Source organism: Leifsonia shinshuensis, assembly GCF_014217625.1.
GTDB classification, from domain to species: Bacteria; Actinomycetota; Actinomycetes; order Actinomycetales; family Microbacteriaceae; genus Leifsonia; species Leifsonia shinshuensis_A.
The window spans coordinates 48,897-71,309 of the sequence record NZ_CP043641.1; the positions used below are offsets into that span (position 1 = coordinate 48,897).

The following is a 22,413-nucleotide window of genomic DNA, read 5'->3' on the forward strand; positions in this document are numbered from 1 at the left end:
GGGATTCCCTGCCGGCACGGTCGCACACGCGGGACGGCGTCAGTAGAGTAATCCTCATGTCTGGTATCGTCCCGGGGGCGGACGCCGAGTACTCGGACGCCATCGACCCCTCAACCTTCGTGAAGACCCTCTCGCCGAGCGACGTGCTCACTCGGATCCGACCGGGCGACATCCTGCACTGGCCGCCCTTCTTCTTCCCCATCGACACCATCAGCCCGACCCACACGGTCGGCAAAGGCCGCACCAATCTGACGCTGATCGCGTCGGACATCATGCAGACCGACACGACCGGCACGCCGTACGCGTCGTTCAGCTACCGCCAGGTCCCGTCCGGCGGCCCCGGCGTCTCCGTCCACTTCGACCCCGGAGCGTACGGGGCGACCGCGGTCGCGAGCTACGTCATCGAGTTCCTGATCGCCACGAGCGGCCCGGTGTCGCTCACGGTCGGAGGCTACGCGGGAGCCGGCTCCGTGACCGGCGCCGGCGTCCGGACGGTGAACGGCAACGTCTCCGTCTCGGTCGGCCTCGGCAACGTCCCGCCCGGGCAGATCACCTACGCCTCGATCCAGCAGACGTCCTCCGGGCCCGGCTGGCAGTGGTTCTCCACCTCCATCGAGCACCCGCCGCTGGTGTTCGAACCCTGAGCGGCCATCCCTTCGGCGCGGCACGGCATTCCCTGAGCGATCCTTCAGGAAGCGCCGGGCCGCGCCCCTAGACTGACGGGCATGGCAGAGAGCGACGCTCCGGCAGCGCAGAACCCGTCCGTCCCTCCGGCCCGGGCGCGGTTTCTGAAGCGCCGGCGCGACATCGAGGGCCGTGCCGAGTCGAGGGCGGGGGAGGCCGCCCCGGTCGACGCGTCGCTGCCACGCGGTGTGCGCCTGGCCGGCGCCTGGTCGTGGCGACTGCTGGTGATCGGCGCTGTGATCGCCGTCGTGGTCTTCCTCATCGTCCAGCTTCGGCTGATCGTGGTCCCCGTGCTGATCGCGGTGCTCCTCGCCGCCCTGCTGGTGCCGTTCAAGGACTTCCTCGTCCGCCACCGCTGGCCGCGCTGGCTGGCGATCGTCGCCACGCTGCTCACCCTGGTCGTGGTCGTCGGCGGACTGTTCTATCTCGCCATCTGGCAGGTCACGCGGGAGAGCCACGACCTCCAGACGCAGTCCGTGGCGGCGTTCGACCAGTTCCGGAGCTGGCTGACGACCGGGCCGCTCGGACTCACCAAGGACCAGATCGACAGTGCGTTCCAGTCCATCTGGACCTCGGCGCAGCAGGACAGCCAGGTCTACATCTCCGGCGCGCTCTCCGTCGGCTCGACGCTGGGCCACGTGCTCACGGGCGCGCTGCTCACGCTGTTCAGTGTGCTGTTCATCCTCATCGACGGCCGCAGCATCTGGGGCTGGATCGTGCGGATCTTCCCGAAGAACGCGCGGGCCGCGGTCGACGGCGCGGGCCAGGCCGGCTGGCTGACCCTCCGGAACTTCGCCAAGGTGCAGGTGCTGGTGGCCTCCATCGACGCGCTCGGGATCGGCCTCGGCGCGTTCTTCCTCGGTCTGCCGCTGGTGCTGCCGATCGCGGTGCTGGTCTTCCTCGGGTCGTTCATCCCGATCGTCGGCGCGGTCATCACGGGCGCGCTCGCCGTCTTCGTCGCGCTCGTCTTCAAGGGCTGGGTGTTCGCGCTCATCATGCTGGGCATCGTGCTGCTCGTGCAGCAGATCGAGGGGCACGTCCTCCAGCCGCTCATCATGGGAACCGCCGTGAAGGTGCACCCGCTCGCGGTCGTGCTGGCGGTCGCGGCGGGATCGCTGCTGGCCGGCATTCCCGGCGCGCTCTTCGCGGTCCCATTCGTCGCCGTCCTCAACGTGATGGTGCACTACGTCTCATCCGGCGCCTGGCGGTCGCGGCCCCCGGAGGCCACGACGGCGCCGGAGGGCGCGATCTGGGAGACCGTGCCGCGGCCCCGGCGGGCTCAGCGGCCGTAGCGGACGCATACATTCAGCGGTATATGACCACGAGTAGGCTGTGCGAGTGGATACCGCGACCGATCCGACGCGCACCCCGTTCGCAGGCCCCGGCCTGGACGAGATCGAGGCCGCGCGCGCGATCGTGGCCCGGGTCGCCCAGCCGACGCCGCTCGAGACGTCCCGTTACCTCACCGACGTGCTCGGCGCACCGGTCATCCTCAAGTGCGAGAACCTGCAGCGCACCGGCTCGTACAAGATCCGCGGCGCGTACCACCGGCTCTCCAAGCTGAACGCCGAGGAGCGGGCGCGCGGCGTCGTCGCCGCCTCCGCGGGCAACCACGCGCAGGGCGTCGCCTTCGCCGCCCGCGAGCTCGGCATCCACGCCACGATCTTCATGCCCGTCGGCGTGGCCATCCCCAAGTTCCAGGCGACGCGGGCGTACGGCGCGGACGTCGTCCTCAGCGGCAGCATCGTGGACGAGACGCTGCGGGCCGCCGCGGACTTCGCCGCCGAGACCGGTGCCGTCCTCATCCCGCCGTTCGACCACGCCGACGTGATCGCCGGGCAGGGCACGCTCGGCCTCGAGATCCTCGACGAGGTGCCGGACGTCCAGACGATCGTCGTGCCGATCGGCGGCGGCGGCCTCATCTCGGGCGTCGCCAGCGCGGTCAAGCAGCGCGCGGCCCGCGAGGGACGCACGGTCCGGGTGATCGGCGTGCAGGCGGCCAACGCCGCCGCCTACCCGGCCTCACTCGCAGCGGGGGAGCCGACGGAGATCGGCCTCGTCGCGACCATCGCCGACGGCATCGCCGTCAGCAAGCCCGGCGCATTGAACTTCGAGATCATCCGGGACGCGGTGGACGCCGTGGTCACGGTCACCGAGGACGACATCGCCCGCGCCCTGCTGGTGCTGCTGGAGCGGGCGAAGCTCGTGGTCGAGCCGGCCGGCGCGGTCGGCGTGGCGGCGATCCTCGCGGGACTCGTCCCGGCGGACGACGCAACGGGCCCGGTCGTCGCCATCCTCTCCGGCGGCAACATCGACCCGCTGCTGATGCAGCGCGTCATCGCCCACGGTCTCGCGGCGTCCGACCGCTACCTGCGGCTCTCGATCATGCTCCCGGACCGGCCGGGGCAGCTCGCGCGGATCGCCGAGATCCTCGCCGGTGTCAACGCGAACGTGGTGGAGGTGCTGCACACGCGGCACGGCCACGGCCTCCAGCTCAGCCAGGTCGAGCTCGATGTGTCGGTGGAGACGCGCGGCACCGAGCACCGGCAGCAGGTCATCCAGGTGCTGCGGTCGGCGGGTTACGACCCGGTCCTCGAAGAGGAATGAAGAAACCGCCGGCTCGCAGTCGCACTGCGAGGCCGGCGGTTCTCGTGGTATTCGGGGGTCACTGACCCGTGTAGGTGTCCACCTTGGTGATCTCGACGGGGATCTGACGGCCGTTCGGGGCGGTGTACTCGGTCTTGTCGCCGACCTTAAGGCCGAGGATCGCGCCGCCGAGCGGGCTCTGCTCGCTGTAGACGGGGAGTTCGGTGCCGGCCGCGATCTCGCGGTTGCCGATCAGGAAGACGCTCTCGTCGCCCGCGATGACCGCGGTGATGACGGTGCCGGGCTCCACGACGCCGTGGCTCTCCGGCGCCTCGCCGACCGTGGCGCTGCGCAGCAGGTTGGTGAGCTGCACGATGCGCGCCTCGATCTTGCCCTGCTCGTCCTTCGCGGCGTGGTAGCCGCCGTTCTCCTTGAGGTCGCCCTCCTCGCGGGCCGCCTCGATGCGCTTCGCGATCTCGTTACGGCCGTTGACGCTGAGCTCCTCGAGTTCGGCCGACAGACGGTCGTACGCGTCCTGGGTCAGAAAGGTGACCTGAGACTCCTGGGACATGATGAACTCCTTCGCGCCTGTGCGGCGGTTCGCCGCTTCGGCTGATGGCCGGCCGGAGCCGGTGGGTAAAGTAGACGCCCCGGCCTCGGCCGGGGCGTATCCAGAGAATGTTAGGTCAGCCAGCAGGTGTTAATCAAACCCGTGTTGCTCTGCTGGATGGTCCGGATCGTCTCGGTGTGGGTGGACACCCGGGAATCGGTGCCGGGATAGCTCACGATGCGCCAGCCCACGATCGCGTAGTCGTCGTTGAGCGCCTGCAGGGCGCAGGTGACGCCAGTGCCGGGCTGGGCGTTGATCGTGAAGGTGATCCGCACATGGTGCGCGTCGGGGATGACGTAGGCGGTGTCGGTGGCCTGCAGGTCGGCCTGGTTGTTGTCCCAGCCGGCCCAGAACACCCAGGCGGTCACCACCGCGAGGACGGCGGCGGCGCCGCCGATCAGCAGCCACCGGTCGCGGCGGCGGCGCTTCGGGGTGCGGCCGTAGCGGGATTCGAGGGTCTCGGACGGCGCCTCGGTCTCGCGTGCCATGTACTCGCCGTCCGCCTCTCAGGGGCTTCGTTCAGGCCCGCCGTCGGGGCGACGGTAGGCTGAGACAAGACTAGGAGACGAAGCTGTGAATCGCGCTTCGCGCCTCCCGAACCACCCGATCCGAAAGCGAAGTCCGCCATGCGTCAGAACGACCTGTCCACTGTGTCCGTGGAGGCCGTGTGATGGGCGAGCTGCTGCTGAAGGCGGGCGTGTGGCTGGCCGCGACCCCGACGCCGTCGCCGACCTCGGGTCCGAGCGACGACTCGGTCACGCCCGGCGTCGTCGGGTTCACCGTGACCTTCCTGATCGCGGTCGCGGCGGTGCTGCTCGTCCTCGACATGACGCGCCGCATCCGCCGGGTGCGCTACCGCGCGGAGATCGCGGAGAAGCTGGACGCCGAGAAGGCGGAGCACCAGGACGACGCGGACGGCGACTCGCGGGGCTGAGCCCTGGCTCCGCCGGCGGCGTCAGCCGTTGTAGGCGGGATGCAGCGCGATCAGCAGCGTCGCGGTCCAGTGGCAGAGGAACGCCAGCACCGTCAAGGTGTGGAAGATCTCATGGAAGCCGAACACCCCGGGGAACGGGTTCGGCTTCTTGATGCCGTAGATGACGGCGCCGATCGTGTAGAAGACGCCGCCGACGCAGACCAGCACCATCATCGCCACGTTGGCGTTCACCAGGTCGACGATGTACATCATCGCCGCCCAGCCGAGCAGCAGGTAGATCGGCACGTACAGCCAGCGCGGAGCCGTGATCCAGAACACCCGGAAGCCGATGCCGAGCAGCGCGCCTCCCCAGACCACGCAGAGCAGCACGATGCCCTTCGACGGCGGCAGCGCGAGCACCGCCAGCGGCGTGTAGGTGCCGGCGATCAGCAGGAAGATGTTGGCGTGGTCGATGCGCTTGAGCACGATCTTCGTGCGCGGCCGCCAGTTGAAGCGGTGGTAGAGCGCCGAGTTGCCGAACAGCAGCATCGAGGTCAGCATGAACACCGCCGACGCCCACTTGGCCGGAGCGCCCTGCGCGAGGCAGATCAGCACGATGCCCGCGGCGATGGTGACCGGGAAGGTGCCGGCGTGGATCCAGCCGCGCCACGTCGGCTTCAGCTCGGCCGGATGGGCCGGCGAGGCGTCCAGCAGCGGGATGTTCGGCAGCAGCGGGCCGCGCGACTCGTCCGCCTTCACCGCCGCGTCGGCGGGCGGGAGGTCGGAGACCGGCTCGGCGAGGAGCTCGGCGACGTCCTCGGGGTCGGGGGCGTTTCGCGGCGTCATGGAGCAAGAGTAGGGGAGACGGGTGGTCGGATGCTGGGAACCGGGCGGCCGAGGGGCGCTAACGTAGCTGCGTGAGCAGACGCAGTTCCGAGACGGCCAACGGGTTGCTCTACGGCCTGTACCAGAAGCGGCTGCGGCGGGACATCGCCGGCCTCGGCCCGGAGTCGCTGCCACGGCACGTCGCGATGATCATCGACGGCAACAGGCGCTGGGCGCGCCAGGTCGGCATGACGACCGTCGCACACGGCCACCGGGCGGGCGCGGCGAAGATGCGCGAGTTCCTGGAGTGGTGCGACGACCTCGGCATCGAGGTGGTGACGCTCTACCTGCTGTCCTCGGACAACCTGACCAACCGGCCGAGCGCCGAGCTGTCCGACCTGATCGAGATCATCGCCGAGCTCGCGGACGACCTCTCCCGCTACCGCGACTGGCGGGTCAAGCACGTCGGCTCGACGGCCGGCCTCCCGGAGCCGCTCGTCGCCGCACTGGTCGACGCGGAGAAGCGCACGTCCGGCAACACCGGCCTGCACATCAACCTCGCGGTCGGCTACGGGGGCCGCAAGGAGATCACGGACGCCATGCGCAGCATCGTCGCGGCGCACTCGGCGGAGGGCGGCAGCCTGGAGACGCTGGCCGACCTCCTCACCCCCGATCTCATCGGCGAGCACCTGTACACGGGAGGCCAGCCCGACCCGGACCTCGTCATCCGCACCTCCGGCGAGCAGCGGCTCAGCGACTTCATGCTGTGGCAGAGCGCGCACAGCGAGTTCTACTTCGTGGAGGCACTGGGGCCCGACCTGCGCGAGGTCGACTTCCTGCGGGCGATGCGCGACTTCTCGCGCCGCCAGCGCCGCTACGGGTCCTGAGCTCCGGCCGTCTCCACTCCCCGCGAAAGACGCTCGGGCACACCAGAATTCGCGTCGCCGGCGGTCGCGACGGCAGGATGGTCCCGGAGGTCACGATGACGACGATCGAGGAGTTCGCCGCCGGGTTCGGCGAGGAGCCCGGATACCTGGACTACGGCCGGGTCGGCCCGCTGTCGGCGACGGTGCGCGCCGAGACGCTGGGACAGTACGAGGCACTCGCCAAGGCGCGCTTCGGGACCGTCGACCGGATGCACGCCGAGAACGACAGGGTCCGCGACGCGATCTCCGCGCTGACCGGGTTCCCGTCCGGGCAGATCGCGTTCCAGCCGAACGCCTCCACCGGGCTGATGCACGCGGCGTTCGGGCTCACCGGCGGCGAGGTGCTGCTGTCGGCGGCCGAGTTCCCGAGCGTGACGTACGCCGCGGTGCGCGCCGCCCAGGCGATGCGCGTCGTGACGCCGGTCTGGCTGGAGACCGATCACGGCCGGGTCACGCCCGCGCAGATCAAGGCGCAGCTGACCGACTCCACGAGCGCGGTGATGGTCAGCCTGGTCGACTCCCGCTCCGGCTACCTCGCGGACATCGACGGCATCCGCCAGGTGATCGGCGACCGCCTCCTCATCGTGGACGCCATCCAGGGCTTCGGGGTCGCGGATGTGCCGTACGAGGTCGCGGACGTCGTCGTCTCCGGCGGCCAGAAGTGGACCAGGGCGGGGTGGGGGACGGGCTTCCTCGCGCTCAGCGAGCGGGCGATCGACCACCTCACGCCCGTCTTCAGCGGATGGGTCGGCACCGGCGCGGGCGAACGGTGGGACGAGGTGCTCGATCCCGCGAAGGACGCGTCGGCCTTCACGGCGTCGAACGCCGACCCGGTGGCGGAGGCCCGCCTCGCCGCCGCGCTGGAGGAGGTCGCGGCCGTCGGCGTGGCGGAGATATCCGCCGCCATCTCCGACATCGCCGAGCAGGTCATCGACCTCGCCGACGAGTTCGCCGTGCCGGTGGCCTCCTCGCGCAACGCCGCGGAGCGCGCCGGGATCGTCGTGCTGGAGCCGCTGCCGGAACAGCTCACCGTTCTTGCGGCCTCCCTCTTCAACCACGGTGTCACGGCCAAGGTGCGCAGCACAAGCGCGCGGATCAGCGTGCACGCGGGCACCACGGAGGAGACCCTGGACATGCTGCGCGCCGCCCTCACCTCCTACGCCTCGGCCGCCTGATCCCGCTCCTCCCATAACTGGGGGTGAAGATCGGCTGAACGAAACACGACACGCCCCGTTCTGAGCCTCCCGTGTCGGCCGTCCGGCGTACTTTCGACTCATCGGGCACGGCGCCCGATCGAGACGGCCACATAAGTTCGTTTCGAGACCCAATGGCCGGCTCGCCAATGATCCGCCGGCTCCAGCGGAAGCGGAGCGGCGGGGTGGGAGTGGTCGTGGCTGAATCAGGAACCCGGCAGTTCGAGTCGGCATCCAGCACTGTCCGGCAGAGCGAGCGCACCTACGTGCTCGACACATCGGTGCTGCTGTCCGACCCCAAGGCGATCTTCCGGTTCGCCGAACACGCTGTCGTCATCCCTGTCGTCGTCGTGAGCGAGCTGGAGGGCAAGCGGAACGATCCGGAGATCGGGTACTTCGCGCGGCAGGCGCTGCGCAACCTGGACGACCTGCGCGTCCAGCACGAACGGCTCGACTTCCCGATCCCGGTCGGGGACGGCGGCTCGCTCCGGGTGGAGCTGAACCATTCCAACATGTCGGTGCTGCCCAGCGGCATGCAGCTCGGCGACAACGACTCGCGCATCCTCGCCGTCGCGATGAACCTCGCGAACGACGGGCTCGCGGTCACGGTCGTCTCCAAGGACCTCCCGATGCGCGTCAAGGCGTCCTCGATCGGCCTGGCGGCGGAGGAGTACCGCCACGAGCAGGTCGTGGACAGCGGCTGGACGGGCCTGGCGGAGATCTCGCTCGGCAGCGACCAGATGAGCTCGCTGTACGAGGAGGAGTGGATGCGCACGCCGCTCGTCGACGGCCTCCCGGTCAACACGGGCCTCATCGTGCACTCGGACCGCGGCTCCGCCCTCGGGCGCGTGGTCGCCGACGGCGAGGTGAAGCTGGTGCGCGGCGACCGAGACGTGTTCGGGCTGCACGGGCGCTCGGCGGAGCAGCGGCTGGCGATCGACCTCCTGCTCGACCCGGAGGTCGGCATCCTGTCGCTCGGCGGCCGGGCCGGCACCGGCAAGTCGGCGCTCGCGCTGTGCGCGGGGCTGGAGGCCGTGCTGGAGCGTCAGCAGCACAAGAAGATCATGGTGTTCCGGCCGCTGTACGCCGTGGGCGGCCAGGAGCTCGGCTACCTCCCCGGCGACCAGGGCGAGAAGATGAACCCCTGGGGCCAGGCGGTGTTCGACACGCTCGGCGCGCTGGTGTCGCAGAACGTGCTGGACGAGGTGCAGGACCGCGGCATCCTCGAGGTGCTGCCGCTCACGCACATCCGCGGCCGCTCGCTGCACGACGCGTTCGTGATCGTGGACGAGGCGCAGTCGCTGGAGCGGAACGTGCTGCTCACGGTGCTCAGCCGCGTCGGGCAGAACTCGCGCGTGGTGCTGACCCACGACGTGGCGCAGCGCGACAACCTGCGGGTCGGCCGGCACGACGGCGTCGCGTCGGTGATCGAGACGCTGAAGGGCCACCCGCTGTTCGCGCACATCACGCTGACGCGCTCGGAGCGGTCGGCCATCGCGGCGCTCGTGACGGAGATGCTGGAGGGCAACGAGCTCGCGTGAGGTGAGCCGGTGGGCGAAAAAGCGCCGCCCGCTGGGGAGAATTTCGGGATTCTCGTATTTTCTGTGGAATCGTGAGGAGGCCATGCCACCGCACCTAGCGTGACGGCATGGAAGAGAAGACGATCCGGATCGTTGTCGCGGCCGGCCTGTGCGTCGCCCTGCTGGGGGCAGGTGGCGTCGGGCCGGCCGCGATCGGAGCGCTCTATCTCGCGGTCGTGACGGCGGCGCTCGTCCAGCACGATCTGCGCGAGCTGCGGCTGCCGGACGCGCTGGTGCTGCCGGGCGCCGCGTTCGTGGCCGTGGGTGCGGTGTGGAGCGCGCTCGGCTTCGGTGGCTGGCTGGTGGTGGGCGCCGCGCTCGTGTGCGGTGTCGGGACGCTCGTCGGGTTCGTCGTGCTGGCGTCCGGCGGCGGGCTCGGGATGGGCGACGTGAAGCTCGCGGCCGTGCTGGCCGCAGCGCTGGCCGCCGTGGTGGCGGAGCGGGGGCCGCCGCTGGGAGAGGTCGTGGCGGTCGTCGGGTGCTGGGCGGTCGTTTCGCTGGCAGCCGGGGCCGTGGTGGCGTCGGTGGTGCTCCCGCGGAGAGTCGTGGGGCGGGGGCTGCGCGCGGAGCTGCCGTTCGGTCCTGTGCTGCTGGGGGTGTTCTGGGGGTTCGTACTGCTGGGGTGAACCTCGCCGGAACGGCGAGGCGCCCCTCCCGGCGTACGGGAGGGGCGCCTCGATCGAACGGCTGCCGTGCGGTTGCGGCTCAGCCCGGGTGGGTCATGCTCAGCACGTCGAGTGCCGAGTCCAGCTGCTCCTCGGTGATCTCGCCGCGCTCGACGAAACCGAGGTCGATCACGGCCTCCCGGACCGTCATGCCCTGGGCGACGGCGTGCTTGGCGACCTTGGCGGCGGCCTCGTAGCCGATCACCCGGTTGAGCGGCGTCACGATCGACGGGCTCGACTCCGCGAACGCGCGGGCGCGGTCGAGGTTGGCCTCCAGGCCCGTTATGGTCTTGTCCGCGAGCACCCGGCTGGCCTGGGTGAGCAGGCGGATCGACTCCAGCAGCGCCGTGCCCATGACCGGGATGGCGACGTTCAGCTCGAACAGGCCGGACGCACCGCTCCACGCGATGGTGGCGTCGTTGCCGACGACACGGGCGGCGACCATCAGCACGGCCTCCGGGATGACCGGGTTGACCTTGCCCGGCATGATCGAGGAGCCCGGCTGCAGGTCGGGGATGTGCAGCTCGCCGAGGCCGGTGTTCGGGCCGGAGCCCATCCAGCGCAGGTCGTTGCAGATCTTGGTCAGGCTGACGGCGATCGTGCGGAGCGCGCCGGAGGCCTCCACCAGGGCGTCGCGGTTGGCCTGGGCCTCGAAGTGGTTGCGCGCCTCGGTGATCGGCAGCTCCGTCTCGGCGGTCAGCAGCTCGATCACGAGCTGCGGGAAGCCGATCGGGGTGTTGATGCCGGTGCCGACGGCCGTGCCGCCGAGCGGGACCTCCGCGACGCGGGTCAGCGCGGCCTGCACGCGCTCGATGCCGTAGCGGATCTGCGCGGCGTAGCCGCCGAACTCCTGGCCGAGCGTGACCGGGGTGGCGTCCATGAGGTGCGTGCGGCCCGACTTGACCGCGGTCGCCCAGAGCTCCGCCTTCTCCTCCAGCGCGACCGCGAGATGGTCGAGCGCCGGGATCAGGTCGTCGATGAGCGCGCCGGTCACGGCGATGTGCACCGACGTCGGGAAGACGTCGTTGGACGACTGCGACGCGTTGACCTGGTCGTTCGGGTGCACCGGGCGGCCCAGGCGGCGCGAGGCGAGCGTCGCCAGCACCTCGTTCATGTTCATGTTCGAGGAGGTGCCCGAGCCCGTCTGGTAGACGTCGATCGGGAAGTCCCCGTTGTGCGCGCCGGAGACCACGTCGTCTGCGGCGGCGGCGATGGCCTCGGCCACGTCCGCGTCCAGGACGCCGAGGCGCGCGTTCGCGAGCGCCGCCGACTTCTTGATGCGGGCGAGCGCGGCGATCTGAGCCGGCTCGAGAACCGAGCCCGAGATCGGGAAGTTCTCGACGGCGCGCTGCGTCTGCGCGCCGTACAGGGCGGCTGCGGGGACCCGCACCTCGCCCATCGTGTCGTGCTCGATGCGGTACTCGGTGCCCGCCTGCGTGTCCACCACGGTGTGTTCTTCCTTTCTGGGCCCGAGCGCGTCAGCGCCCGGGTGTTGGGTCGGCGGCCGGTTCGGCCAGTCCGACGACGGCGTCGGGGACGACCCGACCTTCCTGGAGCACGTAGTTCGCTCCGACGATGGCAAGGAGATTGGCGGCGACGGCGTCGCTGATGATCTCCGATCGCGCGAGAAGCTCTGCGACGGTGTCGCGCAGGTGCAGGCGGCCGACCTCGGACGCGTCGACCTCGGCGGGCACGACGGCCTGGCCCGGTGCGGTGCCAGCGACCCGGTGCACCGCGGGGACGATCGGGGCGATGAGCTGCGCGATGTGCGGCGGCAGCGGGTCGGCGCCGTCGGCCTGGGAGGAGATGGCGGACGCGACCGCGCCGCAGGCGTCGTGGCCGAGCACGAGGATGAGCGGCACGTTCAGCACCGCGACGGCGTACTCCAGCGAGGCGATCGCGGAGTCGGAGGCGACCTGCCCGGCGTTGCGGACCACGAAGGCGTCGCCGAGGCCGAGGTCGAAGATGATCTCGGCCGCGAGCCGGGAGTCGGCGCAGCCGAAGATCGCGGCGACCGGGTTCTGGCCCTGCGCGACGGTCTCGCGGCGCTCGACGTCCTGACGGGGGTGCTCGGGAGCTCCCGAGACGAAGCGCTCGTTGCCTTCGAGCAGTTCGTTCCATACGCGGCCGGGACGGGTCGTTGGCATTACTTTCCTCCTGGGGTGGGTGAGCCGAGGGAGTGGAGCTGGTCGGTGAGGGACGAGGCGACTGTCGTGAACTCCGAGTCCTCCGCGGTGCCGAACACCACGATGGTGCTCGTGCCCGCGGTCGTGACGAGGGCGTACTTCACGTTTCCGGCGTCGGAGCCGGCCGCGCGATTGTCGTAGACGTCCCATTTCACGCCGTCGATGTTCCGGGTGCCGGCGATGCGGGTGCGGTTCACCTGGTCGGCGACCCAGCTGTCGTTCGCGTCGAAGCCCTGCGTGATGCCGATGTACTGGCCCTTGGGCGTGAGCAGCCCGATGTACCAGGCGTCGACGTTGTCGGAGGTCTTGGTGCGCAGCTCGGCGCTGTTCGACGTCCAGCCGGAGGGGAGCTTCGGCACCACGAGCCGGTCGGGCTCGCTGCCCTGCGCCTGCTGGGCGACCGCGGCGTAGTCGACGGGGGGAGCCGACGACGTCGGGTTGCCGCGTGGCACGATCAGCACGATGACGGCGACCAGCGCGACCGTCGCGATCAGCGAGTAGACGAGGTTGTTGACCGTCTGCCGGTTGCGGTGGTTGGCGGAGTTCTGCGCCTTGCGGGCGGCAGTCTCCTCCGGCGTCTCCGGGCGGCCGAGCTCGGCGACGACGGCGGGAGGCTTGGCCCCTCGGTTGGTGCGGGACGTGGGACTCATTCGGTGTCTGACACGCTCCGTGCGCCCGCCCCTGCGGCAGCGCTCGCGCCCGCCGTGGCGCCGGCGCGGGCCGCGTCGAGCCGCGCCTTCGCGCCGATCAGCCACTCCTCGCAGTGCCGGGCGAGCTCTTCGCCGCGCTCCCACAGGGCGATGGACTCCTCCAGAGTCGTCGAGCCCTGCTCCAGCTCGGTGACGACGCGGACGAGCTCGTCCCGCGCCTCCTCGTAGCTGAGCGCGCTGATCTCCGGGGTGGGCATGGTGTCCATTCTATTTGTCTGGCTGGGCGGCCGCTTATTCGTCTCGCTGGGCGGCCGGCGAGGGGACCGGGTCGCCCGCGGTCGCGGCGAACGCCCCTCCCGCCACCGTCACGCGCAGCGCGGCGCCCGAGGGCGCCTCCGCCGGCGCGGTCACCACGTGCCCGGCGTCGTTCTGCACGATCGCGTAGCCGCGGTCGAGCGTCGCCTGCGGGGAGAGCGCGCGGAGCTGACCGCGCAGCTCGGCGATGCGGGTGCCCTCGCGCTCCGTCCGGCGCTCCACCAGCTCCACGCCGCGGGCGACGTAGCGGGTGAGCTCCTGCGAGCGGGAGTCCACGATCCAGGTCGAGGAGGCCAGCACCGGCCGGGTGCGGAGGTGCCCGATCCGGTCGATCTCGTGCGTGATCATGTGCGTGAGGCGTGTGCCGATGCGCGTGCGGGCCTGCTGCACGCGCGCCAGCTCCTCCGCGACGTCCGGTACGACCCGCTTGGCCGCGTCGGTCGGCGTCGACGCGCGCAGGTCGGCGACGTCGTCCAGCAGCGGCCGGTCGGCCTCGTGGCCGATGGCGCTCACGATCGGGGTCGCGGCCTCCGCGGCGGCGCGCACCACGCGCTCGTCGCTGAAACCCAGCAGGTTCTGGAAGTCGCCGCCGCCGCGGGCCACGATGATGACCTCCACCTCGGGATCGGCGTCGAGGGTGCGGATGGCGGACACGACCTCCGGGACGGTCCGGTCGCCCTGCACGGCCGCGTGCACGACGCGGAACCGCACCGCCGGCCAGCGCAGCTGCGCGTTGCGCAGCACATCCTTCTCGGCATCGGAGTCCTTGCCGGTCACCAGCCCGATCGTGTGGGGGAGGAACGGCAGCCGCTTCTTGCGCTCGGCCGCGAACAGCCCCTCCGCCGTCAGCTGGGCGCGCAGCCGTTCCAGCCGCTCCAGGAGGTCGCCGAGACCCACGTGCCGCATGTCGCTCACCTGCATGGTGAGGCTGCCGCCCTTGACCCAGTAGTTGGGCTTCACCGCGGCGATCACCCGGTCGCCCTGCTTGAGGTCGGCGGGGATGCGCGCCTTGACCGAGGACCAGATGCTGAAGCTGATCGTCGCGTCCTCGCGGAGGTCCTTCAGCTTGCCGTAGACGTTGCCGCCGGAGACGCCCCACTGCGTGATCTCGCCCTCGACCCACGCGGTGCCGAGCCGGTCGATCCAGCCCCGGATGCGGTCGGCGAGCAGCGCGACCGGCCACGGGGCGTCGAGGGTCGGCGGTCCTGGATTCATCGTCGGCGTGCCCGATGTCCCTTGTGCGACCTGTGCCACCCGGCCTCCCATCCGTTGATCAGCGCCCACCGCGTACGATCGAGGGGTGAGCGATGCGACCATCAGCCTCCCCATGCCCCGGATCCCCGTCAAGCGGGAGGCCGGCGAGCGTGGGCGGCTTCAGGATATCCCGGTCCAGGGACACAAGCGCGTGCTGCTGGCGGCCCCGCGCGGCTACTGCGCAGGCGTCGACCGCGCCGTCGTGGCGGTCGAGAAGGCGCTCGAGCACTACGGCGCGCCGGTCTACGTGCGCAAGCAGATCGTCCACAACGTGCACGTGGTGTCCGAGCTGGAGCAGCAGGGCGCGATCTTCGTCGACGAGGTGGACGAGGTCCCCACGGGCGCGCACGTCGTCTTCTCGGCGCACGGCGTCTCGCCGGCGGTCGTGAACGCCGCGGCCGACCGCGGACTCCTCGCCATCGACGCCACCTGCCCGCTGGTCACCAAGGTGCACCGCGAGGCCGTCCGGTTCGCCCGCGACGACTTCGAGATCCTGCTGATCGGCCACGAAGGCCACGAGGAGGTCGAGGGCACCGCGGGCGAGGCTCCCGAGCACGTGACGCTCGTGAACGGTCCGGAGGATGTCGACCGCATCGAGGTGAAGGACCCGGACAAGGTGGTGTGGCTGTCGCAGACCACACTGTCGGTGGACGAGACGATGGAGACGGTCCGCCGGCTCCGCGAGCGCTTCCCGAACCTCCAGGACCCGCCGAGCGACGACATCTGCTACGCGACGCAGAACCGCCAGGTCGCGATCAAGAAGGTCGCAGAGGATGCGGACCTGGTGATCGTGGTCGGCTCGGCCAACTCCTCCAACTCGGTGCGCCTCGTGGAGGTCGCGCTCGAGTACGGCGCGAAGGCCGCCTACCGCGTCGACTACGCCAGCGAGATCCGCCAGGAGTGGCTGGAGGGCGTGGCGACGGTCGGTGTGACGAGCGGCGCCTCGGTGCCGGAGGTGCTGGTGCAGGAGGTGCTGGCCGACCTCTCCGGCGCGGGCTACGCGGAGGTGCAGGAGGTCAAGACGGCGGAGGAGGACCTGATGTTCTCGCTGCCGAAGGAGCTCCGCAAGGACATCAGCGGCAAGCAGGACGCGCGGGCGCTGGGCGGCCGGTCGGGGAGCTGACGCCCAGTCGGTCCGCGGGCTAGAACGTCCGCGCCGACGCCGGGTCCGCTGCGGCGGACCCGCCGAACGCCGGACGGTACTCGGGCGTCTCCGCCAGCTCCACCACGTCCGCCACGACCACCGAGACGTTGTCGCGCGCCTGGTGCAGGAGCGCCAGCGCGACCAGCGCGTCGGCGGCCTCCTGGGGCGTCTCCGCCGCCGCCAGCGTCTCGGCGACGTCGAGGATCGGCACGTAGTCGGTCAGCCCGTCGCTCGTCAGCAGCCAGCGGTCGCCGCGGCGCGCCGGTTCGGTGGCGACGTGCAGCGCGGCCGCGTCCTCCGGATCCCCGCCCAGCACGTGTGTGACCACCGAGCGCAGGGGATGCGAGGAGACGTCGCCCTCGCCGATCGCTCCCCGCGCGAGCAGCTCGCGCACGAGGGAGTCGTCCTCGGTGATCTGGGCGAGGCCGCCGTCGCGGAGACGGTAGGCGCGGGAGTCGCCGGTGTGCGCGACGGCGATGCGCTCGCCGTCGGAGAACAGCCCGACCAGCGTCGTCGCCATCCCGGACAGCGCCGGGTCCATGCGGACGCGCAGGGCGAGGTCGGAGTTCGCGATCGCCACCAGCTCGCGCAGCCGCTCCTCGCCGGGGATGCGGCCCTCGGTCGCGTCCAGCATCGAGGCGAGCCGGATCGAGACCGTGGCCGACGCGATCTCGCCGGCCGCGTGCCCGCCGACGCCGTCCGCGACGAACGCCGACCAGGACGAGGCGTAGAGGGAGTCCTCGTTGCCCTCGCGGTAGTCGCCGCTGACCGAGCTCTGCCCGGTCTCGAAGCCGAGCGGAGCGGGAGGTGCGGGCGGCGCGCCGGAGAGGATGTCGTCGGCGTTGTCCGCGATCCAGCCCATCAGGGGGAGCAGGTGCTCCGTGACCTGGCGGCCGCGTGTGGTGAGGCTGTAGTCGACGCGCGGGGGCACGGTGGGCTGGGCGGTGCGGAGGACGAAGCCGTCCTTCTCCAGGGTGCGGAGGGTCTGGGCGAGCATCTTCTCGCTGATGCCCTGCACGGTGCGGCGCAGCTCGCCCCAGCGCAGGTCGCTGCGGGCGAGCGCGACCAGCACGAGCACGCCCCACGTGCTGGTGACGTGGTTGAGGACGATGCGCGAGGGGCACTCCGAGGGGAGCACGCCATCGGTGAAGCCGAGGGCTTCGAACGACTCGAATCTGGTGTCCACGTCAGTAACTTACCGAAAAGTGGGTACCTCCGACAGGGAAGTTTTCGCGTGAGACGCCGGTTGCGAACCACGACCGACCGAAAGGAAACACACCCATGACCATCGTCGTCACCGGAGCCACCGGACACCTCGGACGCCTCACCGTGGACGCCCTCCTCGACCGTGGCGTCCCCGCCGCCGACATCCGTGCCCTCGGGCGCAGCGCCGAGCGCCTCGCCCCGCTCGCCGCGCGCGGCGTGCAGACCGCCGTGATCGACTTCGAGAAGCCGGAGACCCTGGACGCGGCGTTCGCCGGAGCCGACGCCCTCCTGCTCGTCTCCGGGTCGGAGGTCGGCCAGCGCATCCCGCAGCACCGCAACGCCATCGACGCCGCCGTGCGCGCGGGCGTCGGCCGCCTGGTCTACACGAGCGCCCCGCACGCCGACGACACCGACCTGGTGCTCGCGCCGGAGCACGCGGAGACCGAGCGGCTTCTGGCGGCCTCCGGCCTCCCGGTGACCGTGCTGCGCAACAACTGGTACACCGAGAACTACACCGGTCAGGTCGACATCGCGGCCGCGACCGGCGAGCTGGTCGGCAGCGCGGCGACCGGACGGGTCGCCAGCGCCTCGCGCAAGGACTATGCGGAGGCCGCCGCCGTCGTGCTCACGACCGACGGCCACGACGGCGCGGTCTACGAGCTGGCGGGCGACGTCGCGTGGACGTTCGACGACCTGGCTGCGGCGATCGGCGAGCTGCTGGGCCGCCCGGTCGCCTACCGGTCGGTGACGCCGGACGAGCACGGGGCCGCGCTGCGCGAGGCCGGACTGGACGAGGGGACCGCGGGCTTCGTGGTCGCGCTCGACGGCAACATCCGCGACGGAGCGCTCGCGGACGCGACCGGGACGCTCAGCGAGCTGATCGGCCGGCCGACGACGCCGCTCGCCGCGGGGCTTGCGGAGTCGCGCGCGGCCTGAGGCTCAGGCCGAAGTCCCGGGCGTCGGCGCCGGGCTCGTCGGGGGCGGCGAGCTCGGCGCCGGCGTCGTCGGGCCCGGGGTCGCGGGGGCGATCCCGTTGTAGTAGTCGAGCAGCACCGGGTCCGTGGAGAAAATCAGGCCCAGGATAACGAAGAGCGTCACGAACGCCACGATCCCGGCGACGAGCGGGACGTAGAACGCCAGCCGCTTCTGCACGAGCAGCCAGATCGAGAGCCCGAGCGAGACCGCCCAGATGCCCGCCATGGCGATCGTCCCCACGGTGATCAGCGGGGCGACGGACGGGTCCTGGACGTACTTGCCGAGGTTCAGCGAGGTGTGCATGAGCTGCATCACCGAGGGGAGGCTCTGCAGGGTGCCGATCGTGTACGACATCCCGAAGAAGCCGACGACGAGCAGCACGATGGTCGTCGTGATGTTCCAGCGTGGAGCGTCGGCGCGCAGCTGGGGGCTCTGCGAGTACGGACGGCCATAGGCGTCGTGGCCCTGCGGGCCGCCGGGGCGGCCGAAACCGTGCTGGTCGCCGTTGTGCGGCCCGCCACCCTGCTGCCCGCCGCCCTGCTGCCCGCCGCCGTGCTGCCCGCCCCAGAGCCCGGGCTGCTGCGGCGGCGCGGGAGGCTGCTCGACCTCCGACGCTGCGGGGCTGTGGTGCGTGGTGTCCAGCCGGTCCGCGTCCTGCGGAGGCTTCCACACCCAGCCGGGAGGGGCGAGCTCGCCGTATTTCGGGCGCGGTCGTTCGTCCGGCGCCTTCTCCGGGTCGTGCTCGCTCATCCCCCCAGCCTACGTGCGCGGACTACTTGCCGGAGTGACCGGCGCTGCCGAGCTGCTGCGTGGCCTCCACGACGCGGGCGGCCATCGCGGTCTCGGCGACCTTGCCCCAGGCGCGCGGGTCGTAGGCCTTCTTGTTGCCCACCTCGCCGTCGACCTTGAGGACGCCGTCGTAGTTGTCGAACATGTAGCCCGCGATCGAGCGGGTGAACGCGTACTGGGTGTCCGTGTCGATGTTCATCTTCACGACGCCGTTGCGGACCGCCTCGGCGATCTCGGCGTCGGTCGAGCCGGAGCCGCCGTGGAAGACGAGGTCGAGCGGCTTCGGGCCGGTGCCGTACTTCGCCGCGAGGCCGTCCTGGATCTCCTTGAGGAGCTCCGGGCGCAGCTTGACGTTGCCCGGCTTGTAGACGCCGTGCACGTTTCCGAAGGTGAGCGCGGCCATGTAGCGGCCGTTCTCGCCGAGGCCCAGGGCCTCGACGGCCTTCTCGACGTCGGCAAGCGTCGTGTAGAGGGCGTCGTTGGAGCCCTCGTGACGCACGCCGTCCTCCTCGCCGCCGACGACGCCGATCTCGACTTCGAGGATGGCGTTGATGGCCTTCGTGCGCTTGATCATCTCCTGCGCGATCTCGAGGTTCTCGTCCAGCGGGACCGCCGAGCCGTCCCACATGTGCGACTGGAAGATCGGGTTGCGGCCGGCGCGGACCTCCTCCTCGGAGGCGGCGATGAGCGGCAGCACGAAGTCGTCGAGGGCGCCCTTCGGGCAGTGGTCCGTGTGCAGTGCGACCGTGATCGGGTAGTTCTTGGCGACCTCGGTCGCGAACTTGGCGAAGGCGAGCGCGCCGGTGGCGCGGGCCTTGACGGTCTGGCCGGCGAAGTAGTCGGCGCCGCCGGTGGTCACCTGGATGATGCCGTCGCTGCCCGCCTCGGTGAGGCCCTGGAGCACGGAGTTGATCGTCTGCGACGACGAGACGTTGAACGCGGGATACGCGAACCCGCCTGCCTTCGCCTTGTCGAGCATCTCTGCGTACTGGTCCGGCGTGGCGATGGGCATTGCGGCTCCTTGGGAATCGGGGTGTCGAACGGGACTCATCATACCGAGACGGCTGCCGTGCCCCCGGCGTCCTCCCCTCGATACCGGCGACCTCCCCTCGATACACTGGCTTCGCCGTCGTCCGGCGGCTCGATCGATTCGTCCGGGAGGACCCATCATGCCCAGCACCGACACCGCGTCACTCTTCCTTCACCCCGACCGGAACCTGGCCATGGAGCTGGTGCGTGCGACCGAGGCGGCGGCGATCCGGGCCACCCCGTGGATCGGCCGCGGCGACAAGAACGCGGCGGACGGCGCGGCCGTCGACGCGATGCGCAAGTTCCTCGGCACGGTGAACTTCGACGGTCTGATCGTGATCGGCGAGGGCGAGAAGGACAACGCCCCGATGCTGTTCAACGGCGAGCACGTCGGCAACGGCCGCGGACCGGCCTGCGACATCGCGGTCGACCCGATCGACGGCACCTCGCTGACCGCCGCCGGCCGCCAGAACGCGCTGTCGGTCATCGCGGTGTCCGACCGCGGAACGATGCTGGACGCCTCCAGCGTCTTCTACATGGACAAGATCGTCACCGGTCCGGAGGGCCGCGGGGTCGTCGACCTGTCGCAGCCCATCGGCGACAACATCCGCGAGCTGGCGAAGGCCAAGGGCAAGCCGGTGGGCGAGATCCGGGTGGCCGTGCTGGACCGGCCGCGTCACGAGGGCCTCATCGAGGAGATCCGCGCGGCGGGTGCCGGGACGCGCCTCATGCTCGACGGCGACGTGGCCGGCGGCATCAACGCGGCACGCTACGAGTCGCGCATCGACCTGTGCGTCGGCATCGGCGGCAGCCCGGAGGGCATCACGACCGCCTGCGCGATCAAGGCGATCGGCGGCTTCATGCAGGGCCGGCTGGCGCCGAAGGACGACGCGGAGCGCGCCCAGGGGATCGCGGCGGGCCTCGACATGGACAAGGTCTACGGCGCCGACGACCTGGTGAAGGGCGACAACACCTTCTTCGTCGCCACCGGTGTCACCGACGGCGGCCTCGTGGAGGGCGTGCGCCGCAAGGGCCCGATCATCCGCACCGAGTCGATCGTGCTGCGCTCGAAGTCGGGCACCATCCGCCGCGTGGTGGCAGACCACCTCGCGGAGAAGTGGCTGTCGGCCGACGAGCTGTAACGCGCACGCGACATTCGTGCCGAATGTCGCGTTCGCGCGCTGCTTTCGCCACATTCGTGCCGAATGTCCGCTGCCGCTTCGCACATTCGTGCCGAATGTCCGCGCTGCCGCTTCGCACATTCGTGACGAATGTGGCGTTTGCGCGTTGCTATTGCGACATTCGTGCCGAATGTTGGCCTGGGGCCGTTGCGACTTTCGCGCCGAATGTCGGCGCGGGGCCGTTGCGACATTCGTGCCGAATGTCGTGATTGCGTCGCGTTATGGCGACATTCGTGACGAATGTGGAGGTGGGCGGCGCGTCAGGCGGCGCCGGAGTCCTCGTCGCGGTCAGCGGCGCGGGCCCGCTCCTCGAGCGCCAGCTTGTCGATGCCGTGCATGTCGCGGGCGTGTTCGGCTGCGGGCGCTTCGACGCGGAGCCGCGCCTCGGCCTGCGCGTCCAGCTCCTCTACGAGCTCGAACGCCGTGAGTTCCCTCGGCGCCTCCTCGATGCCCTCCAGGACGCCGATCACCTTGGACTCGTCGAGCGCGCCGAGCTTGCGCGCAGCCGGGAAGACCTGACGCTCGAAGGAGCCGACGAAGCCGTTGTAGTCCTTCACCGTGCGCTCGATCGACCGACCGAGCTTCTCGATGTGGCCCGCGGTCGTGCCCAGCCGGCTGTAGAGGGTGCGGCTGAGGTCGAAGAGCTGCTTGGCCTCCTGGGTCAGGACGTCCTGCTGCCAGCTGAACGCGACGGTCTTCAGCACCGACCACAGGGTCACCGGGGAGGCCAGGGCCACCCGTTTGCCGAACGCGAACTCCATGATCGACGGGTCGGCCTCCATCGCGGACGACACGAGCGACTCGCTCGGGATGAACGCGATGACCAGCTCGGGGGAGGACTCCAGCCCCGTCCAGTACGCCTTGCCGCCCAGCGTCGTGATGTGGTCGCGCACGGCCTTCACGTGCTGCTTCAGCAGGGCCTCGCGCTGCGCGCCTTCGGTGCCGGTGGCGGTCGCGGGGATCTGGCTGGCCTCGAGGTAGGCGTTGAACGGCACCTTGGCGTCGAGTGCGATGCTCTTGCCGCCGGGGAGCCGGATGATCATGTCGGGACGCCCGGCGCCGGACTCCGAGTGGATGCTGGACTGCACGTCGAAGTCCACCCGCTCGATCAGGCCGGCGGCCTCCACGACGCTGCGGAGCTGGGTCTCGCCCCAGACGCCGCGCGTGCTGTTGGAGCGCAGCGCCGACGCCAGCGACTCGGCGGTGCTGCGCAGCCGCTCTTCCGACTCGGCCGCCGACCGGAGCTGCTGCGCGAGCTGGCCGTGCTGCTGGTTGCGCTGGGTCTCGAGCTCGATCACCTTGCGCTGCATGTCGCTCAGGCTCTCGCGCACGGGCGCCAGCGCCTGGAGCACCTTGCTCTCGGCACGTTCGCGCTCGGTCTGCGCGAGCGCCTCCGCGCGGTGCCGCTCCTCGACCCGCTGCAGCTGCTCGCGGGCCCCGAGCAGCTGCTCCTGCAGCGAGTCGACCCGGGTGTCGGCGGCGGCGAGCTCCGTACGGAGCGCCGCCTGCGCGGCCGCCTCCTGCGCGCGCACCTCGAGCAGCTCCCGCTCGTGCCGGGCGGCGACGATCGCCGGGTCCTCCACCGCGGGGGCCGCGGCCTCGCGGCTCCGGAGCAGTCGCGCGACGGCGAATCCCGCGCCGGCCGCTCCGATGAGGAGACCGAGCAGGAGGCCGAGGAGGAGAGCGGGAGTGTCCATGGCCT

General features: G+C 70.9%; 23 protein-coding genes and 1 pseudogene. 11 read left to right on the forward strand and 13 right to left on the reverse strand.

Translation table 11 applies throughout. From position 1 onward, the window contains the following. Window positions 1-56 precede the first annotated feature (56 nt). The 3 genes from F1C12_RS00245 to ilvA all read left to right on the forward strand — a co-directional run bounded on the left by F1C12_RS00245 (window position 57) and on the right by ilvA (window position 3,291). Window positions 57-644: a hypothetical protein gene (locus F1C12_RS00245; RefSeq protein ID WP_185276896.1), complete on the forward strand. Its 588-nt coding sequence runs from the start codon at window positions 57-59 to the stop codon at window positions 642-644. A gap of 81 nt (window positions 645-725) precedes the next feature. Beyond that, complete coding sequence (locus F1C12_RS00250) at window positions 726-1,976, forward strand: AI-2E family transporter (protein WP_185276897.1); 1,251 nt, start codon at window positions 726-728, stop codon at window positions 1,974-1,976. Between the two features lie 46 nt (window positions 1,977-2,022). Then, a complete protein-coding gene (gene ilvA, locus F1C12_RS00255; protein WP_185276898.1) occupies window positions 2,023-3,291 on the forward strand; it encodes a threonine ammonia-lyase in 1,269 nt (422 codons plus the stop codon). Window positions 3,292-3,349: 58 nt separating this feature from the next. On the opposite strand, the gene greA is transcribed toward ilvA, so the two are convergent. Both greA and F1C12_RS00265 read right to left on the reverse strand, forming a co-directional pair. Continuing rightward, complete coding sequence (gene greA, locus F1C12_RS00260; protein ID WP_185276899.1) at window positions 3,350-3,841, reverse strand: transcription elongation factor GreA; 492 nt, start codon at window positions 3,839-3,841, stop codon at window positions 3,350-3,352. Window positions 3,842-3,951: 110 nt separating this feature from the next. After that, window positions 3,952-4,368 (reverse strand): DUF4307 domain-containing protein, encoded by a 417-nt coding sequence (locus F1C12_RS00265; RefSeq protein ID WP_185276900.1) that lies wholly within the window; start codon window positions 4,366-4,368, stop codon window positions 3,952-3,954. Between the two features lie 182 nt (window positions 4,369-4,550). On the opposite strand from F1C12_RS00265, the gene F1C12_RS00270 reads away from it, so the two are divergent. Then, window positions 4,551-4,814: a hypothetical protein gene (locus F1C12_RS00270; RefSeq protein WP_185276901.1), complete on the forward strand. Its 264-nt coding sequence runs from the start codon at window positions 4,551-4,553 to the stop codon at window positions 4,812-4,814. Between the two features lie 21 nt (window positions 4,815-4,835). Here the strand turns inward: F1C12_RS00270 and trhA are convergent, their stop codons facing one another. After that, window positions 4,836-5,639, reverse strand: coding sequence for a PAQR family membrane homeostasis protein TrhA (gene trhA, locus F1C12_RS00275; protein WP_185276902.1), 804 nt, complete (start codon window positions 5,637-5,639; stop codon window positions 4,836-4,838). 71 nt (window positions 5,640-5,710) lie between these two features. On the opposite strand from trhA, the gene F1C12_RS00280 reads away from it, so the two are divergent. The 4 genes from F1C12_RS00280 (at window position 5,711) to F1C12_RS00295 (ending at window position 9,943) form a co-directional block, all read left to right on the forward strand. Beyond that, window positions 5,711-6,505: an isoprenyl transferase gene (locus tag F1C12_RS00280; RefSeq protein WP_185276903.1), complete on the forward strand. Its 795-nt coding sequence runs from the start codon at window positions 5,711-5,713 to the stop codon at window positions 6,503-6,505. 95 nt (window positions 6,506-6,600) lie between these two features. Continuing rightward, window positions 6,601-7,719: an aminotransferase class V-fold PLP-dependent enzyme gene (locus F1C12_RS00285; protein ID WP_185276904.1), complete on the forward strand. Its 1,119-nt coding sequence runs from the start codon at window positions 6,601-6,603 to the stop codon at window positions 7,717-7,719. Window positions 7,720-7,928: 209 nt separating this feature from the next. Continuing rightward, window positions 7,929-9,278: a PhoH family protein gene (locus F1C12_RS00290; RefSeq protein WP_258046273.1), complete on the forward strand. Its 1,350-nt coding sequence runs from the start codon at window positions 7,929-7,931 to the stop codon at window positions 9,276-9,278. 107 nt (window positions 9,279-9,385) lie between these two features. After that, complete coding sequence (locus F1C12_RS00295) at window positions 9,386-9,943, forward strand: prepilin peptidase (protein ID WP_185276905.1); 558 nt, start codon at window positions 9,386-9,388, stop codon at window positions 9,941-9,943. 79 nt (window positions 9,944-10,022) lie between these two features. Here F1C12_RS00295 and F1C12_RS00300 read toward each other — a convergent pair whose 3' ends face one another. The 5 genes from F1C12_RS00300 to xseA form a co-directional block, all read right to left on the reverse strand. Then, a complete protein-coding gene (locus F1C12_RS00300; RefSeq protein ID WP_258046274.1) occupies window positions 10,023-11,381 on the reverse strand; it encodes a class II fumarate hydratase in 1,359 nt (452 codons plus the stop codon). Window positions 11,382-11,460: 79 nt separating this feature from the next. Next, window positions 11,461-12,129 carry a carbonic anhydrase gene (locus tag F1C12_RS00305; RefSeq protein ID WP_185276907.1) on the reverse strand — a complete coding sequence of 223 codons (669 nt, stop codon included), beginning with the start codon at window positions 12,127-12,129 and terminating at the stop codon, window positions 11,461-11,463. Next, window positions 12,129-12,818 carry a DUF4245 domain-containing protein gene (locus F1C12_RS00310; RefSeq protein ID WP_185276908.1) on the reverse strand — a complete coding sequence of 230 codons (690 nt, stop codon included), beginning with the start codon at window positions 12,816-12,818 and terminating at the stop codon, window positions 12,129-12,131. Before F1C12_RS00310 ends, F1C12_RS00305 begins: the two co-directional genes overlap by 1 nt. Next, complete coding sequence (locus F1C12_RS00315; protein WP_185276909.1) at window positions 12,815-13,084, reverse strand: exodeoxyribonuclease VII small subunit; 270 nt, start codon at window positions 13,082-13,084, stop codon at window positions 12,815-12,817. The genes F1C12_RS00310 and F1C12_RS00315 overlap by 4 nt, the downstream gene beginning before the upstream one ends. Window positions 13,085-13,109: 25 nt before the next feature. Then, window positions 13,110-14,348, reverse strand: coding sequence for an exodeoxyribonuclease VII large subunit (gene xseA / locus F1C12_RS00320; RefSeq protein WP_185278696.1), 1,239 nt, complete (start codon window positions 14,346-14,348; stop codon window positions 13,110-13,112). A gap of 112 nt (window positions 14,349-14,460) precedes the next feature. On the opposite strand from xseA, the gene F1C12_RS00325 reads away from it, so the two are divergent. Beyond that, the gene (locus tag F1C12_RS00325; RefSeq protein ID WP_185278695.1) at window positions 14,461-15,510 is read left to right on the forward strand and encodes a 4-hydroxy-3-methylbut-2-enyl diphosphate reductase; all 1,050 of its coding nucleotides are present in this window, start codon (window positions 14,461-14,463) and stop codon (window positions 15,508-15,510) included. Window positions 15,511-15,529: 19 nt separating this feature from the next. Here F1C12_RS00325 and F1C12_RS00330 read toward each other — a convergent pair whose 3' ends face one another. Together F1C12_RS00330 and F1C12_RS22625 are read right to left on the reverse strand one after the other, a co-directional pair. Further along, complete coding sequence (locus F1C12_RS00330) at window positions 15,530-16,363, reverse strand: PP2C family protein-serine/threonine phosphatase (RefSeq protein ID WP_258046275.1); 834 nt, start codon at window positions 16,361-16,363, stop codon at window positions 15,530-15,532. Next, window positions 16,346-16,717, reverse strand: a pseudogene (locus F1C12_RS22625) (winged helix-turn-helix transcriptional regulator); the annotation flags it as partial. The pseudogene F1C12_RS22625 and the gene F1C12_RS00330, both read right to left, overlap by 18 nt. Window positions 16,718-16,812: 95 nt before the next feature. Between F1C12_RS22625 and F1C12_RS00335 the strand changes: the two are divergent. Further along, window positions 16,813-17,673 carry an SDR family oxidoreductase gene (locus F1C12_RS00335; RefSeq protein WP_185276910.1) on the forward strand — a complete coding sequence of 287 codons (861 nt, stop codon included), beginning with the start codon at window positions 16,813-16,815 and terminating at the stop codon, window positions 17,671-17,673. Window positions 17,674-17,676: 3 nt separating this feature from the next. Here the strand turns inward: F1C12_RS00335 and F1C12_RS00340 are convergent, their stop codons facing one another. Both F1C12_RS00340 and fbaA read right to left on the reverse strand, forming a co-directional pair. Next, a complete protein-coding gene (locus F1C12_RS00340; protein WP_185276911.1) occupies window positions 17,677-18,462 on the reverse strand; it encodes a DUF6264 family protein in 786 nt (261 codons plus the stop codon). A gap of 22 nt (window positions 18,463-18,484) precedes the next feature. Continuing rightward, window positions 18,485-19,513, reverse strand: a complete 1,029-nt coding sequence (gene fbaA, locus F1C12_RS00345; RefSeq protein WP_185276912.1) for a class II fructose-bisphosphate aldolase — start codon at window positions 19,511-19,513, stop codon at window positions 18,485-18,487. Between the two features lie 157 nt (window positions 19,514-19,670). Between fbaA and glpX the strand changes: the two genes are divergently transcribed. Next, a complete protein-coding gene (gene glpX, locus F1C12_RS00350) occupies window positions 19,671-20,672 on the forward strand; it encodes a class II fructose-bisphosphatase (protein ID WP_185276913.1) in 1,002 nt (333 codons plus the stop codon). Window positions 20,673-20,971: 299 nt separating this feature from the next. Here glpX and rmuC read toward each other — a convergent pair whose 3' ends face one another. Next, a complete protein-coding gene (gene rmuC, locus F1C12_RS00355; protein WP_185276914.1) occupies window positions 20,972-22,408 on the reverse strand; it encodes a DNA recombination protein RmuC in 1,437 nt (478 codons plus the stop codon). Window positions 22,409-22,413 lie beyond the last annotated feature (5 nt).